Below are 13,536 nucleotides of genomic sequence, written 5' to 3'. Positions count from 1 at the left end.
CTCAGCGGCAGTCCAGCACCAGCTTGCCACGGCCGTGGCCACGTTCCAGCTGTTGCTGGGCGGCCCCGGCCTCCGCTAGCGGGAACACCCGCTCGACGTGGACCCGGACATCGCCGTCCTCGATCAGTTCGGCGATTTCTTCCAGGTGGAACACCTCTGGCCTGACCGTCATACCGTGGGCCTTCAGGCCCATGGCTTCGGCACTGGAAATGATCTCGTCAGCGGTGACGGTGGGAATAGTGACCAGCACCCCGTGCTCACTGAGGGTGTGCAGGGAACGCCGGCCGATGTCGCCACCCACCAGATCCAGCACCACGTCGAGGCCATAGCACTCGTCCACGAAATCCATGGTGGCGTAATCGATCACCTCATGAACCCCGAGGGCGTTGAGGAAATCCCGGTTGGCAGCCGAAGCAGTGGCGATCACATGCGCCCCCCGCTCCAGCGCGAACTGCACCGCAAAGTGACCAACACCGCCGGCACCGGCGTGAATCAGCACCTTCTGCTCCGGCTCCAGTTCCGCCACTTCAAACAGTCCCTGCCAGGCAGTCAGCGCCGCCAGCGGCACCGCTCCAGCGCTGACCAGATCCAGCTCCTCCGGCACAATCGCCAGCTCATCGGCCCGGGCCAGGGCGTACTGGGCATAGCCGCCACCGTCGCCGGGAAAACCAATCATCCCCATCACCCGGTCTCCCCGCGCCAGGGTGGTGACGTCATCGCCCACGGCAATGACCTCACCGGCCATATCGTAACCGGGCGTCCAGGGCAGGTGTGACTCGATCTGGCGGGCGGCAAAACCCAGCCCCTTGCGGGTTTTCCAGTCAATGGGATTGAGGCCGGCGCCGGCCACACGAACGCAGACCTGGCCTGTACCGGGCAGGGGAACCGCCGCGGTTTCCAGACTCAGCTCATCGGCCTCACCGAACCGGTGGTACACGATGCGCTGCATCTCGCGGGCCTCTGGGGGCAGGGAATCGTGGGCCATGACGGCTCTCCTGATCGGCAGTGGACGGGGTTCTTTCTCCAGCCTAGCAGAAGCCGGCCGGAGCGTGTCAGTTGCTTATGACCAGGCCCTGGCCACCCTCGGTCAGTGCGCTGACCAGGATGTCGCCGTATTCCTTCGGCACCCGGGTGGGCCGCTGGCTGCGCAGGTCGACACAGGCGTGGGTCGATAGCGCCCGCATCAGCGTCTTGCCATCGCCCGGACGTACCAGCTGGAATTGCCGGGCAGAGCGGAAACGGCCGTCAAAGGCGGTCAGCCAGGTGCCCATCAGCAGACGGTCACCGGCGTTGGCCGCCGCCAGGTAGTCGATCTCGGTGCGGGTAATGGCCATCGCCTTACCGGTGGCCTCATGGCGATCCCAGGTCATCCCCAGGCTTTCGATGTGGGCCCAGCTGATGTCTTCCAGCCAGCGCACGTAGACCACGTTGTTGGCATGACCCAGGCGGTCGGTGTCGGCGTCGGTGACGTCGATCTCGAGGATAAAGGGGGTGGCCAGGTCCCAGTCGATGGCCGCCGTTGCTGTCATTTGCCGAACTCTCCCAATCCAGGCACGGAGCGCAACGCTAGCCGACCGATGCGGTCATTGTGAAGTGAACCAAAGTATAGGTAACCGTTGCTGGGATTGACCGAGGTGATTTCCTGCAGGTGGGTGCCCTTGGGGTCGTGCAGGCTGGTAATCACCCTGCCCTGCTCATCCAGCGCCACCACCAGGCCGTAGGGCTCCGGTTTGGGCTGCAGACCATCGGGCAGTTTCGCCACCAGATCCTTGAGCCAGGGCAGGCTGTGCATCATGTCGATCTGGCCATTGCGCAGGGAGGGAAACGCCACCCAGTAACGCCCGACCTCGTCCACCGCCAGGTTGTCCGGAAACCCCGGCAGGTTGTCGGCAAAAATCTCCGCCTGGCCGGCGTCGCGACCGGCAATCCAGTACTTGAGAATGCGGTACTTCCAGGTTTCGTTGACCAGCACGTATGTGCCATCAGGGGACACCGCAACGCCGTTGGCAAAATGCAGGTTCTGCAGCAGCACTTCGGTCTTGCGGGTTTGCGGATCGTACCGCAACAGACGGCCGTGGGGACGCATCTCCAGCAGATCCAGCTTGTAGTCCGGCTGGTGGAAACGGGAGCTGGCGTCGGTGAAGTAGATTCGGCCATCGGGCGCGATGTCGACATCGTCGGTAAAGCGGAACGGCAAGCCTTCGGCTTCCCTGGTCAGCACCGTGACCTTGGCCTCCGGCGACACCTGCAGCAGGCCCTGCCAAGCATCAGCAACAATCAGGTTGCCGGCGGCATCGAACACCATGCCCAGAGGGCGACCGTCGGTCTCAAGCCAGGTTTCCACCCGGCCATCCGGCCAGATCCTTACAATCCTCCCATCCTGGGTACCGGCGTAAAGACGGCCCTGATCATCCTCGGCGGTGTCTTCCGGGCCGTACACCTGGCCCCGGGCCAGCAGCTCCGCCAGCCGCAGTTTCTGGTTTGGTGCCAGGGCATCGGTCAGCGCTGGCGGCGGCGGCGCCTGCCAGGCCTTGCTGTCCACCGGCGATGGCGACAGCAGGAATCCCCCCAGAACCACAAAAAACAGCAACAGACTTGCCAGCAACCACCTCATAGAATCCTTCCAGTTGTGTTCGAGTTAGCCCTCAGCACGTACCTACCATAGCAAACCCTGACGATGGTCTTGGCGCCAACGCCATCCGGCTGTCCAGCGGCATCGATGTTGGCCCGCAATCACTGCTCCGCCAGAAACTGGCGGCACAGGGCGGCGAAGGTGTCCGGCTTCTCGGCATGCAACCAGTGGTCGGTACCGCTGATGATGCGCAACTGGGCTTTCGGGAACAGTGACATCACCGCCTCGCGATGCTTATCCTGGATGTAGGCGGACTCGCTGCCCTTGAGAAACAGCACCGGCCCGGTGAACGGCCCCTCCCCTTCCGGCGCAGCAGCCAGGTTGTTGTAGCTGGCCTCGATCACCGGCAGGTTGATGCGCCAGCGGAAAGCCGCCGGGGCGGCTTCGGTGCGCTCCTCCTCCGGCACCCGCTGCAGGTTCTTCAGCAGGAACTGGCGAACGGCAGGCGTCTCGACGTAACGGGCCAGCGCCCGGTCGGCATCCTGGCGCGACGCCAGACTCGCCAGGTCGAGCCCGGTCATCCCTTCCAGAATCACGTCGTGATGGGGCGGGTAACTCACCGGAGCAATGTCCGCAACGATCAGACGTTCCACCCGTTCCGGCGCGCTCAGCGCCACCTGCATCGCCGCCTTGCCGCCCATGGAGTGGCCCAGCAGTGAGGCCCGCTCCAGGCCGGCCTGGTCCATGTAGGCCAGAATGTCCGCTGCCATGGCCGGGTAGTCCATCTGATCGGTGTGAGGAGAACGGCCGTGGTTGCGGTGATCCAGAGCGTGGATCTGGTATTCATCCTGCAGCCGCTGGGCCACGCCGCCCAGATTCTCCAGTGAGCCAAACAGCCCGTGCAGCAGGATCAGCGGTTCGCCTTCGCCACTGACCCGATAGTTGAGCGCCACTGTCATGCCCATCGCTCCGTTGTTCGGCGGTTACCCGCGGGTGTCGTCATACGTTTGTTTTCTCTGCATCAAACCCTGGAAATGTGGAAGCCTTCGCGCTTTCCCAGCGATCCACAGGCTACAGTGAGCGAACATTTTCCGCCAGTCATGAGGACCCGCGCCATGCCCGCTTTCCCTCAGCAGGAACGCCGTCGCCATCGCCGCATGCCCGCCGCCGAGCTCACCCTGGAGTGGCGCCGTCGCCGGGGTCTTTTCTCACGCTTCCACCCGGCTATCGGTGAGGATTTTACCCGCGAAGGCCTGTCGATGGTGGTGGAACCGGACCGGGAGCCCGCCCCCGGCGACACCCTGGAACTGCGTGCCGCGTTGTCGATGGAAGCCGGCCAACTGGATCTGGAGAAGATACTGGCAGTGGTAAAAAACGTCCGCCGGGAATCCGGCCACTGCCGGGTCGGGCTGGCGTTCGATTTCGCCGCCAACCGCACCATGCGCGCGGAATCCACGGTGGCGCAACTGGCAAGGATTGAGGGCCTGCTGGCCCGCAGCGCCAAGCTACGGCAACGATTGCTGGCAACACCCTGAGGCGGGTTGGCCTGGTGGCCAACCCAACTGTGCTGTGGCTGGATGTGAGCAGAACTTAGTAGTTGATCAGAGGCTCCCTTGGTACCAAACCAACCCCATACTGACCACGGCAACCAATACACAAAGGCTTAACCAGTGGATGTAGGCCACCACCGGAATCCGCAAATGATCAGGCAGTTGCCTCAGGTCAACGGGCAAAGGGTTCAATCTGCGGGCTCGTTTGCTGGTAATCGCCGCCGCATACTCATTCAAACGCAGGATCTTTAACTTCAGGTTATCAGGATACCGGGCGTTGGCCGTGCGCTCCGGGTAAACCAGCCGATCGATTTTTGGGAGTACTTTCTTCCCCAGAATCGCCATGTAAATCAGCCAACAAAAGATGCCAATAAAGGACAGACTTGCAAGCAGTATGACCAGAGCATCCAGCGACCACTGTATGCCCTGAAAGAAGGCCCAGAAATTGAACCCCGCCCACAACAGAATCCACATCAGCAATACAACATACATCCAGACCAACGAACCATTCTCATTGCCTGATAGATTCATGCCACCACGCCTTGTATTGGTGTCAGAGTTTGCTGGAGCGCATGCATTAGAGCAGGTTATACAAATTTGTCGACAGCAATTCGCCCAAACTTAACCACTGGTTAAATTTCGGCGCATCAGATGAACACCAAAACTGCATGTTCTGGCACATCAGTTTTGTGCAATCCCGAAAGAAAATAGGCTTCCTTTTCAAACGACCCCGTACATCTTCGCAACAACCACTCTTTCAGCGCCTCCGCCACAACCCGGTCGCCATAAGCTCCTTTCAATTCGACTTTGTACACTGTTCCCGGCACTCGACCGGTAACCTCGTCTATAACAACAACGACGCCTCTACCTGTGATCTCGAACTTCTCAGCTATTGAATATTGCTCAGTCATAGGCTTTGAAATCTAACGCCACATTCAACGGCTTGTCAGCTTCACCCACTTGGCTATGCCGCATGTATCGGTTTAATCCGTTCCACTTCGTCCTTGACCGACTGCGCCGCCGTCCAAAGATCAACAGATCGCTGCGCATTCAGCCAGAACTCCGGGGAGTTGCCAAAAAAGCGGGCGAGCCGAAGCGACATTTCCGGACTGACAGCACGGCGCTCACGCAGTAATTCATTCACTGACTGGCGCGAGACACCCAGAGATTCAGCCAACCCCGAAACAGTCAGGCCATAGTCCGACAGGAAATCTTCTCTCAGCATTTCACCCGGGTGAGTTGGCTTACGCTGCATGCCGGTAGTATTAGGAATAGCCATAGTCATCACCTCACTCAGTGGTAGTCACACACTTCGACCTCATAGGCATCGCCATCCTCAAAACGAAAACAGATGCGCCACTGATCATTTATTGAAATTGCGTGCTGCCCAATCCTGTCTCCCGACAATGGATGGAGGCGATTGCCGGGCGGCACTTTCAAATCCTCCAGCTGCAAGGCCAGATTCACGTATTCGAGTTTCCTGGCCGCTCTCGAAGCAACGTCCGCAGGAAATCTCTTTGATTTGCCCTCGGAGTAAAGCTCTTGAGTTCTTTTGTCAGCGAAAGACTTGATCATGAGCCAAAGCGTATTGCGTCACGTGACGCGTGTCAACGCAGGCTTGATAATGCCTGCGTAACGTCTTTAGCAAGGGAGACGCTGAAGCACAGCGGGATCTTTGTCCCTGTGGCTCCGAATGCCACCGTGTCCCTGTACCAGGAGGGGCTCTAAGAGAACCCAGACATGCCGAGATATACAGGCACAACAGTACGGACATGAAATAAACATCAGCATAAAAAAACCGGCGCAGGCAAAGGCCTGTGCCGGTTTTCGCTATCGTTTGAGCAATCGCTGTTACTGACTGACGACCCGCTCCGCCTCCTCCATTGAGGTGTGGCGAACGTCTTCTCCCTTGACCATGAAGATGACGTTCTCGGCGATGTTGCAGGCGTGGTCGCCCACCCGCTCCAGTGCCCGCAGCACCCACATCACCGACATGCAGCGGGAGATGTTGCGGGTGTCTTCCATCATGAAGGTCAGCAGGCTGCGGATTGCCGCCTGATACTCTTCATCCACCCGCTTGTCTTCCTTCATCACCTGCAGCGCCAGCTCGGAATCCAGCCGGGCAAAGGCGTCCAAGGCGTCGTGCAGCATACCGCCCACGTGGTTGCCGATGTGGCGCACTTCCACGTAACCGCGCGGCGCCTTGCCTTCCTCGGACAAGCCCATGGCGAACTTGGCGATTTTCTTGGCTTCATCCCCGACCCGCTCCAGGTCGGCCACCATCTTGATCACCGACACCACCAGGCGCAGGTCGCGGGCGGTGGGCTGGCGACGGGCGATGACCCGGGTGGACTCCTCGTCGATCTCCACTTCCATCCGGTCCACGGTCTTGTCGCGGGCGCGGATTTCGTCGGCCAGGTGGCCGTCGTTGTCGATCAGGGCCTTGACCGCGTCAGCCAGCTGCTGCTCAACCAGTCCGCCCATTTTCAGGAACTGGGTCTTGAGCTCCGCCAGTTCTTCGTTGAACTGGTGGGAGATGTGATCACCGTAGACGTCGTCTTTCTGGTTCGGCATTGCCTGTATTCTCCTTCTCTGGTCCACCGTGGCCGGCGTTAGCCGAAGCGACCGGTAATGTAGGACTCGGTCAGCTCATGCTCCGGGGCGGTGAAGACCTTGTTGGTCTCATTCACTTCCACCAGGTGGCCCAGGTGGAAGTAGGCGGTGCGATGGGAGACCCGGGCCGCCTGCTGCATCGAGTGGGTAACGATGATGATGGTGTAGCTTTGCGACAGTTCGGCAATCAGCTCCTCGACCCGCGCCGTGGCGATGGGGTCCAGCGCCGAGCAGGGCTCATCCATCAGCACCACTTCGGGGCTTACGGCGATGGTACGGGCAATACACAGCCGCTGCTGCTGACCGCCGGACATGCCGGTGGCCGGGGCATCCAGGCGATCCTTCACCTCGTCCCAAAGACCGGCCTTGCGCAGGCTGTTCTCAACAATGTCGTCGAGCTCTGACTTGCGGTTGGCCAGGCCGTGAATGCGCGGTCCGTAGGCAACGTTGTCGTAGATCGACTTGGGGAACGGGTTGGGCTTCTGGAACACCATGCCCACCCGGGCCCGCAGTTCCACCACGTCGTTCTTGGGATCGTAGAGATCCTTGCCGTCCAGCTGCAGCTGGCCCTTGACCCGGCAGATGTCGATGGAATCGTTCATCCGGTTGAGGCAACGCAGGAACGTTGATTTACCACAGCCGGACGGACCGATAAAGGCGATGACCTCGTTCTTGGCGATGTCCAGGCTGATGCCCTTGATGGCCTGGGTATCACCGTAGAACACCTCCACATCCCGCAGGGTGAACTTGGGATCGTCGGAGAACGGTGTGCCCACGGTTTTGCCGTATTCGATGACGCTCTCGGCCGGTTTCTCCGGGGCAGCGGCAGGAGCTGACGCTTCGGCCAGATCACGCTGGGCCTGTTCGTTGGAAAGACTTGCGTTCAGGGTACTCATGGGATTCTCCTTACCACCGGCGCTCGAGACGTTTACGCAGCCAAATGGCCAATGCATTCATACTGATCAGGAAGGTCAGCAGCACCATAATGGCCGCCGACGCGCGTTCGATAAAGCCCAGCTCCGGGCTGCCTGCCCACAGGAAGATCTGGACCGGCAAAACCGTGGCGGAATCGAAGAAGCCATCCGGCACATCCACGATAAACGCCACCATACCAATCAACAACAACGGCGCGGTTTCGCCCAGCGCCTGGGCCATGCCGATGATCGAGCCGGTCAGCATGCCTGGCAGCGCCAGCGGCAGGACGTGATGCAACACCACCTGCATCTTCGAGGCGCCAATTCCCTCGGCCGCTTCGCGGATCGACGGCGGCACACTTTTGATGGCGGCGCGGCTGGAAATGATGATGGTGGGCAGGGTCATCAGCATCAGTACCAGACCACCCACCACCGGCACCGACCGGGGCATGCCAAACAGGTTGATGAAGATCGCCAGACCCAGCAGACCGAAGATGATCGACGGCACCGCCGCGAGGTTGTTGATGTTGACTTCAATGAAGTCAGTGAGCTTGTTCTGGGGCGCAAACTCCTCCAGATAGATGGCCGCCGCCACCCCGATCGGGAACGACAGGAACAGGGTCACCAGCATGGTCAGCAGGGAGCCCACCATTGCCCCCAGCACACCGGCATTGCCCGGCTCACGGCTGTCGCCGTGGGAGAAGAACACGTCGTTGAAGGAGTTCTCGATGACGCCCTTCTCCACCAGTTGGTCGGCCCACTGCTGCTGGCGCTCGCTGAGCTTGATGGAGTAGGTGGTGTCGCCCTTGTGCTTGACGTAAACATCCACATCGTCGCTGGCCAGGAACGTCATCGTCTGGGTGGTCCCCAGAATTGACGGATCGGCCTTGAGGGCGTCTTTCAGCTCGTTGGTGGCGTAGCTGGACACCAGGCCGTTAAGGGCACGCTGGTCCTCGCGCTCGGACGTAGCCTGGGGCACCTCTTTCTGCAACGCCGCCAGCAGCGGCGCCTTGAAATCGGCCATGCGCAGGGCTTTATCGTCGGTGGCGTCTTCCAGGTACATCAGGTCCTGGTCCAGGGTCACCTCCAGGGTCACCGTGGTCTTCAGGAAACCGGTGTAGCCTTTGCTGATGATGTCGGTAAACAGCGTTACCAGGGCCAGCAGAGCCACGGCGATGGCGGCAATGCCATAGGCCCGGAAGCGCCGTTCCTTGCGATAGCGCCGCTTCAGCGACTGGCGGACGATCTCCGCCTGAGAAGTTGGATTAGTCATACTGTTCCCGATATTTGCGAACCACATGGAGGGCGATGATGTTGAGCACCAGGGTGACGATGAACAGCATCATGCCCAGGGCGAAGGCGGCCAGTGTCTTGGCACTGTCGAACTCCTGGTCACCCACCAGCAGGGTCACGATCTGAACGGTGACGGTGGTGACAGCATCCAGCGGGTTGGCGGTAAGGTTGGCGGCCAGACCGGCAGCCATAACCACGATCATGGTTTCACCAATGGCCCGGGACACCGCCAGCAGGATGCCCCCCATGATGCCCGGCAGGGCCGCGGGGAAGATAACCTTCTTCATGGTTTCGGACTGGGTCGCGCCCAGCGCCAGGGAACCATCCCGCAGGGACTGGGGCACGGCATTGATGACGTCGTCAGACAGTGACGACACGAACGGGATGATCATCACCCCCATCACCAGACCGGCGGCCAGCGCGCTCTCCGCGGACGCCTGCAAACCCAGCGCAGCGGCCAGGTCAGTAATGAACGGCGCCACCGTCAGCGCGGCGAAGAAGCCGTAGACCACGGTGGGAACCCCGGCGAGCATTTCCAGCAGCGGCTTGACGATACCCCGCACCCGCTTGGTGGCGTATTCGGACAGGTAGATGGCGGACATCAGCCCCACCGGCACTGCCACCACCATGGCAATGGCGGAAATCAGCAGGGTACCGACAAACAGCGGGATCATGCCGAAGGCGCCTTCCGCGCCCACCTGGTCCACCCGGATGGCGGTCTGCGGACTCCAGGAAGAACCGAACAGGAATTCGGTCATCGGCACCTTGTCGAAAAACCGGATGGTCTCGAAGATCACCGAGAACACGATGCCAACGGTGGTGAGAATGGCCACTGCGGCACAGGCAAAAAAGATCCGCCGCAGGGTGGTCTCGAACTTCTCCCGCGCGTTGATATGGGGTGCAATCCGCAGCCAGGCCAGGAAACCGCCCAGCACCGCAATCACCACCACCAGCAGAGTCATCATCAGCTTGCTGTCTTCACGCAGGGCGGTCAGGCGGGTGGCCGCCTCGGCGATGGGCTCGGGGACAAAATCCGCCGACAGCGCACCGGAAGCCACGTTGCTGATCTGCGACAGAATCAGGCTGGCCTCACCAGCCGACTCCGGTCGCAGGTCGTCGGGCAGGCTGCCAACGATCAGGGTTTGGATCACTTTGCCTTCAAAGCCGAGCCAGCAGGCCAGAATCAGCAGCGCCGGCAGGCCACACCACATGGCCGCCCGGGCTGCGTAATAGAACGGTAGGGACTTGAGGTGTCGGATGCCACCCAGCGGCGCCGCCAGGGCCCTGGATCGGGCATAGCCCAGGGCGAACGCGATGGCGATCAACACCACCAGCAGTGGTATCAGGTTGGCAGGTTGCATGAATTCTCTCTTTGTCTGGCGCTTGGCAAAGGCTTTAGGGGCCTCCGCGCAACTCCGAATCCGCTCTGGCTTTCAGAGCGCCCCGCAATCAAGGCGCGACGTTGCAGTAAGGCTGGCTGCCTTTCAAAACGTCGCAACACCGATTGAGGGTCGCTCTGAAGGCCCTAAAAGGCTTGCAGAGGTGATTCGGAGTTGCTCGGAGGCTCCTTATACTAGCGCGTATAAACTGGTTTCTCAGGGCTTTCCTTACAGACGAGAAAAGTGCGAGACCGCCGGCCCCGCACTTTTCTTGGTCATTCTGCCTTGTCCTGGCGGAGCTTACAGCTCGTTGCCAGTCATGGTTTGCATGCTGTTGGCGTTCTCGGACGCCTGCATGCGGGCAGAGCGGGCCAGCGGGATCAGGCCAACGTCAGCCAGGTAGCCGTTGTCGCCCCAGGTACCTTCACTGGTGAACTCAGCCACGTACTCGGCGATGCCGGGAACCACACCTACGTGGGCTTTCTTGACGTAGAACCACAGGGAGCGGGCAACCGGGTAAGCGTCGGAGCTGATGTTCTCCATGGTCGGCTCCATGCCGTTGATGGTGGCAGCCTGCAGAGTACCGGAGTTCTCTTCCAGGAAGCTGTAGCCGAAGACGCCGTAAGAGGTGGAGTCAGAAGCCAGCTTCTGCACGATCAGGTTGTCGTTCTCGCCGGCTTCAACGAAGGCACCATCTTCACGAATGCTCTGGCAGACCTGCTCCTTGGCATCTTTCTCCATGGCGTCGATCATCGGGATCTCTTCACAGCCACCCTCAAGTGCAAGCTCGTTAAACGCATCACGGGTGCCGGAGGTTGGAGGCGGACCCATCACACGGATCGGCTTGTTCGGCAGGCTAGCGTCGATGTCGCTCCAGTTCTGGTAAGGGTTGGCGACCAGACGGTCACCGCCGTTGGGGTCCGGAACTTCCTTGGCCAGGGCCAGGAACAGCTGCTCCAGGGAGATGTCCAGATTCTCGGCTTCTTTGGAGCTGGCCAGAACGATGCCGTCGCTGCCAATCTTGACTTCAACGATGTCCTTGACGCCATTGCTCTGGCACAGTTCAAACTCGCTGGACTTCATGCGACGGGAGGCGTTGGTGATGTCCGGATGCTGGGTACCGATACCGGCACAGAACAGCTTCAGACCACCGCCAGAGCCGGTAGACTCAAGTTTCGGGGTCGGGAAGTCGGTGTTACGGCCGAAGCGCTCAGCAACCACGGTCGCAAACGGATAAACGGTTGAGGAACCGACGATATTGATCGTGTCGCGGGCCAGGGTCGGGGTAGATACGGCTGCCATGGCACCGGCTACGGCAACGCTGGCGAGAGCTGCTTTCAGTTTAATCACGGTACGTCTCCATCACTTGAGCTGTTAGCTGCTTTTTGGTGGCTGATCGGGTCGGATCGCGTCCAAGTCCTTACCGGAATGAGTAAATCCTGCCCCGCAGTCAAACGGCATGGGTGAGCCGATGGTTGGAGAATACGGCGGGACTGTGACAACTTTGTTACAGCCACTGAAATACACAGCAACGCCTTTTAATGGGATGATGCCGTTATTAACTTGCAGCGACGGCGTGGATCGCTACCATGCCTCCAGCCATCAAAATCTACAAAAATTGCAAAGGTAGGCTTCATGACTTCCCTTGACGACGATAAACCCGCCCCCAAAGGCGAGCTGGTATTACAACTGGTGCCACTGCCCGGTGACACCAACGCCAACGGCGACATCTACGCCGGCTGGCTGGTGAAACAGATGGACCTGGCGGCCGCCACCGTGGCCGGTCGCGTCTCCCTCGGCCGCAGCGCCACCGTGGCCATCGACCGGATGGAGTTCCTGTCTCCGCTGCGGGTGGGGTCCCAGGTCAGCTGTTACTGCGATCTGGTGGACATTGGTCGCAGCTCGATGAAAATCCAGGTGGAGGTTTGGACCCTGGACCGGGGCGCCAAGCGCCAGCGCAAGGTGACCGAGGGCCTGTTCGTCTATGTCGCCATCGACGAGCATGGGCGTATTCGGGAAGTTCCGGACCAGTAGCCGGCAACCTGATCGCACCGCTGAACGGCTGTCACCGGGCACCCACATAGGCTCCCGGGGGGGGCACAACAGGCCTATTAACGCGACGGATCTGGTCGCGCTACGGTTCTGGGCACACTATAGTTCTGATCACAGACTATCGTTCTGATAAAAAATCAGTCATCAGGAACCTTAACGCGTGACAAGCCCCCAAAACGGCCCGGAATTCCTGGACCGGCACCTGTTGACCGGCATGATGGACATCATGACCGACCACGTCTTCATCCTGCGTCGGGAGGGCCCGCGCTACCGCCTGGTTTATTGCAATCAGGCAATGGCAACGTTCATGCGCCTTCAACCGGCAGACCTTTGCGGACGGCGGCTGGATGAGATTATTCTCGACCCGGACCTGTACGAACGCATTGCAGGCAACTATGACAAGGTCCTCGACGCAGGCCACATCCTGCGCTTCGAGGAGACCACCGAAGGCTTCGAGGCCAACCAGGTCCGCATCTTCGACACCTGCCTCTCGCCCATGCCCGACACCGATGGTAACGCCCTCTATATATGTGGTATCTCCCGCGACACCACCGCCCGGCGTGAGGCCGAACTTGCCCTGCAGCAGGCCAACGAGACCCTGGAGACGCAGTTGGCGGAGAACCGGGAACTGCACCGGCAACTGGAAGAGGAAGCCATCCGGGACCCGCTCACCAATCTGTTCAACCGGCGCTATTTCCTTGAAAGCCTGACCCGGGAACTCAGCCGCGCCCATCGGGAAACCTATCCGGTGACGCTGATGATGCTCGACATTGATCACTTCAAGGAACTCAACGATAGCCATGGCCACTCTGTGGGTGACCAGGTTCTGGTGGAGGTCAGCCAGCGGCTGTGCGCCGGGATGCGAAAGGAGGATGTGGTCTGCCGCTGGGGCGGGGAGGAGTTCCTGATCATGATGCCGGGGCTGTCGCTGGCGGACGCCCACGTGCGGATCATGAGCTGGCGCCGGGATCACAGCCCGATGGCGGTCCAGCTCCCCGGCCTGAGCCTGGCGATCAGCTTTTCCTCAGGTCTGGCAACCGCGCCACACCATGGCACCACCACCGACGATGTGATCAACGCCACCGACAAGGCGCTCTACGAGGCCAAGACCAATGGCCGCAACCAGGTCCGGCTGTATCGCCAGCCGGCCTGAGCCGGCAACA

The 13,536-nt window shown here is 60.6% G+C and carries 16 protein-coding genes; 3 read left to right on the top strand and 13 right to left on the bottom strand.

Features of this window, described 5'->3' with window-relative positions; all coding sequences use genetic code 11:
• Position 1: 1 nt before the first annotated feature.
• The 4 genes from MLD24_RS17700 to MLD24_RS17685 all read right to left on the bottom strand — a co-directional run bounded on the left by MLD24_RS17700 (position 2) and on the right by MLD24_RS17685 (position 3,531).
• Entirely contained in the window at positions 2-985 is a 984-nt protein-coding gene (locus tag MLD24_RS17700) for an NADP-dependent oxidoreductase (RefSeq protein WP_248168388.1), read from the bottom strand.
• A 67-nt stretch (positions 986-1,052) separates the two neighbouring features.
• Positions 1,053-1,529, bottom strand: coding sequence for an acyl-CoA thioesterase (locus MLD24_RS17695; protein ID WP_248168386.1), 477 nt, complete (start codon positions 1,527-1,529; stop codon positions 1,053-1,055).
• Entirely contained in the window at positions 1,526-2,614 is a 1,089-nt protein-coding gene (locus MLD24_RS17690; RefSeq protein ID WP_248168384.1) for an SMP-30/gluconolactonase/LRE family protein, read from the bottom strand. The genes MLD24_RS17695 and MLD24_RS17690 overlap by 4 nt, the downstream gene beginning before the upstream one ends.
• A 119-nt stretch (positions 2,615-2,733) precedes the next feature.
• Positions 2,734-3,531 (bottom strand): alpha/beta fold hydrolase, encoded by a 798-nt coding sequence (locus MLD24_RS17685; protein ID WP_227172646.1) that lies wholly within the window; start codon positions 3,529-3,531, stop codon positions 2,734-2,736.
• Positions 3,532-3,687: 156 nt separating this feature from the next.
• Here MLD24_RS17685 and MLD24_RS17680 point away from each other — a divergent pair, with 156 nt between their 5' ends.
• Entirely contained in the window at positions 3,688-4,107 is a 420-nt protein-coding gene (locus tag MLD24_RS17680; protein ID WP_248168382.1) for a hypothetical protein, read from the top strand.
• A 66-nt stretch (positions 4,108-4,173) separates the two neighbouring features.
• Here the strand turns inward: MLD24_RS17680 and MLD24_RS17675 are convergent, their stop codons facing one another.
• From MLD24_RS17675 to MLD24_RS17635, 9 genes are all read right to left on the bottom strand, one after another.
• Positions 4,174-4,653, bottom strand: a complete 480-nt coding sequence (locus MLD24_RS17675; RefSeq protein ID WP_248168380.1) for a hypothetical protein — start codon at positions 4,651-4,653, stop codon at positions 4,174-4,176.
• 116 nt (positions 4,654-4,769) lie between these two features.
• The gene (locus MLD24_RS17670) at positions 4,770-5,033 is read right to left on the bottom strand and encodes a hypothetical protein (RefSeq protein WP_248168378.1); all 264 of its coding nucleotides are present in this window, start codon (positions 5,031-5,033) and stop codon (positions 4,770-4,772) included.
• A gap of 53 nt (positions 5,034-5,086) precedes the next feature.
• Positions 5,087-5,401 carry a HigA family addiction module antitoxin gene (locus MLD24_RS17665; RefSeq protein WP_248168376.1) on the bottom strand — a complete coding sequence of 105 codons (315 nt, stop codon included), beginning with the start codon at positions 5,399-5,401 and terminating at the stop codon, positions 5,087-5,089.
• Between the two features lie 14 nt (positions 5,402-5,415).
• A complete protein-coding gene (locus tag MLD24_RS17660) occupies positions 5,416-5,697 on the bottom strand; it encodes a type II toxin-antitoxin system RelE/ParE family toxin (RefSeq protein WP_248168374.1) in 282 nt (93 codons plus the stop codon).
• A 276-nt stretch (positions 5,698-5,973) separates the two neighbouring features.
• A complete protein-coding gene (phoU, locus tag MLD24_RS17655) occupies positions 5,974-6,696 on the bottom strand; it encodes a phosphate signaling complex protein PhoU (protein WP_227172651.1) in 723 nt (240 codons plus the stop codon).
• A 38-nt stretch (positions 6,697-6,734) separates the two neighbouring features.
• Positions 6,735-7,631: a phosphate ABC transporter ATP-binding protein PstB gene (pstB, locus tag MLD24_RS17650; protein ID WP_227172652.1), complete on the bottom strand. Its 897-nt coding sequence runs from the start codon at positions 7,629-7,631 to the stop codon at positions 6,735-6,737.
• 10 nt (positions 7,632-7,641) lie between these two features.
• Positions 7,642-8,922, bottom strand: a complete 1,281-nt coding sequence (pstA, locus tag MLD24_RS17645; RefSeq protein WP_248168372.1) for a phosphate ABC transporter permease PstA — start codon at positions 8,920-8,922, stop codon at positions 7,642-7,644.
• A complete protein-coding gene (gene pstC / locus MLD24_RS17640) occupies positions 8,915-10,303 on the bottom strand; it encodes a phosphate ABC transporter permease subunit PstC (RefSeq protein WP_248168371.1) in 1,389 nt (462 codons plus the stop codon). Before pstC ends, pstA begins: the two co-directional genes overlap by 8 nt.
• Positions 10,304-10,621: 318 nt before the next feature.
• The gene (locus MLD24_RS17635) at positions 10,622-11,671 is read right to left on the bottom strand and encodes a substrate-binding domain-containing protein (RefSeq protein ID WP_248168369.1); all 1,050 of its coding nucleotides are present in this window, start codon (positions 11,669-11,671) and stop codon (positions 10,622-10,624) included.
• 285 nt (positions 11,672-11,956) lie between these two features.
• On the opposite strand from MLD24_RS17635, the gene MLD24_RS17630 reads away from it, so the two are divergent.
• Together MLD24_RS17630 and MLD24_RS17625 are read left to right on the top strand one after the other, a co-directional pair.
• The gene (locus tag MLD24_RS17630) at positions 11,957-12,355 is read left to right on the top strand and encodes an acyl-CoA thioesterase (protein ID WP_248168367.1); all 399 of its coding nucleotides are present in this window, start codon (positions 11,957-11,959) and stop codon (positions 12,353-12,355) included.
• Between the two features lie 178 nt (positions 12,356-12,533).
• A complete protein-coding gene (locus MLD24_RS17625) occupies positions 12,534-13,526 on the top strand; it encodes a sensor domain-containing diguanylate cyclase (RefSeq protein ID WP_248168364.1) in 993 nt (330 codons plus the stop codon).
• The last annotated feature ends 10 nt before the right edge of the window (positions 13,527-13,536 follow it).

Origin of the sequence: Marinobacter xestospongiae, assembly GCF_023156385.1 — a bacterium.
Lineage (GTDB): Bacteria > Pseudomonadota > Gammaproteobacteria > Pseudomonadales > Oleiphilaceae > Marinobacter > Marinobacter xestospongiae.
This window is presented reverse-complemented; position numbering and strand designations above follow the sequence as displayed.

What these genes read in the sequence shown, in the direction of transcription:
- MLD24_RS17700 (WP_248168388.1), bottom strand. Translation starts at nt 985, where the DNA reads ATGGCCCACGATTCCCTGCCCCCAGAGGCCCGCGAGATGCAGCGCATC.
- MLD24_RS17695 (WP_248168386.1), bottom strand. Translation starts at nt 1,529, where the DNA reads ATGACAGCAACGGCGGCCATCGACTGGGACCTGGCCACCCCCTTTATC.
- MLD24_RS17690 (WP_248168384.1), bottom strand. Translation starts at nt 2,614, where the DNA reads ATGAGGTGGTTGCTGGCAAGTCTGTTGCTGTTTTTTGTGGTTCTGGGG.
- MLD24_RS17685 (WP_227172646.1), bottom strand. Translation starts at nt 3,531, where the DNA reads ATGACAGTGGCGCTCAACTATCGGGTCAGTGGCGAAGGCGAACCGCTG.
- MLD24_RS17680 (WP_248168382.1), top strand. Translation starts at nt 3,688, where the DNA reads ATGCCCGCTTTCCCTCAGCAGGAACGCCGTCGCCATCGCCGCATGCCC.
- MLD24_RS17675 (WP_248168380.1), bottom strand. Translation starts at nt 4,653, where the DNA reads ATGAATCTATCAGGCAATGAGAATGGTTCGTTGGTCTGGATGTATGTT.
- MLD24_RS17670 (WP_248168378.1), bottom strand. Translation starts at nt 5,033, where the DNA reads ATGACTGAGCAATATTCAATAGCTGAGAAGTTCGAGATCACAGGTAGA.
- MLD24_RS17665 (WP_248168376.1), bottom strand. Translation starts at nt 5,401, where the DNA reads ATGGCTATTCCTAATACTACCGGCATGCAGCGTAAGCCAACTCACCCG.
- MLD24_RS17660 (WP_248168374.1), bottom strand. Translation starts at nt 5,697, where the DNA reads ATGATCAAGTCTTTCGCTGACAAAAGAACTCAAGAGCTTTACTCCGAG.
- phoU (WP_227172651.1), bottom strand. Translation starts at nt 6,696, where the DNA reads ATGCCGAACCAGAAAGACGACGTCTACGGTGATCACATCTCCCACCAG.
- pstB (WP_227172652.1), bottom strand. Translation starts at nt 7,631, where the DNA reads ATGAGTACCCTGAACGCAAGTCTTTCCAACGAACAGGCCCAGCGTGAT.
- pstA (WP_248168372.1), bottom strand. Translation starts at nt 8,922, where the DNA reads ATGACTAATCCAACTTCTCAGGCGGAGATCGTCCGCCAGTCGCTGAAG.
- pstC (WP_248168371.1), bottom strand. Translation starts at nt 10,303, where the DNA reads ATGCAACCTGCCAACCTGATACCACTGCTGGTGGTGTTGATCGCCATC.
- MLD24_RS17630 (WP_248168367.1), top strand. Translation starts at nt 11,957, where the DNA reads ATGACTTCCCTTGACGACGATAAACCCGCCCCCAAAGGCGAGCTGGTA.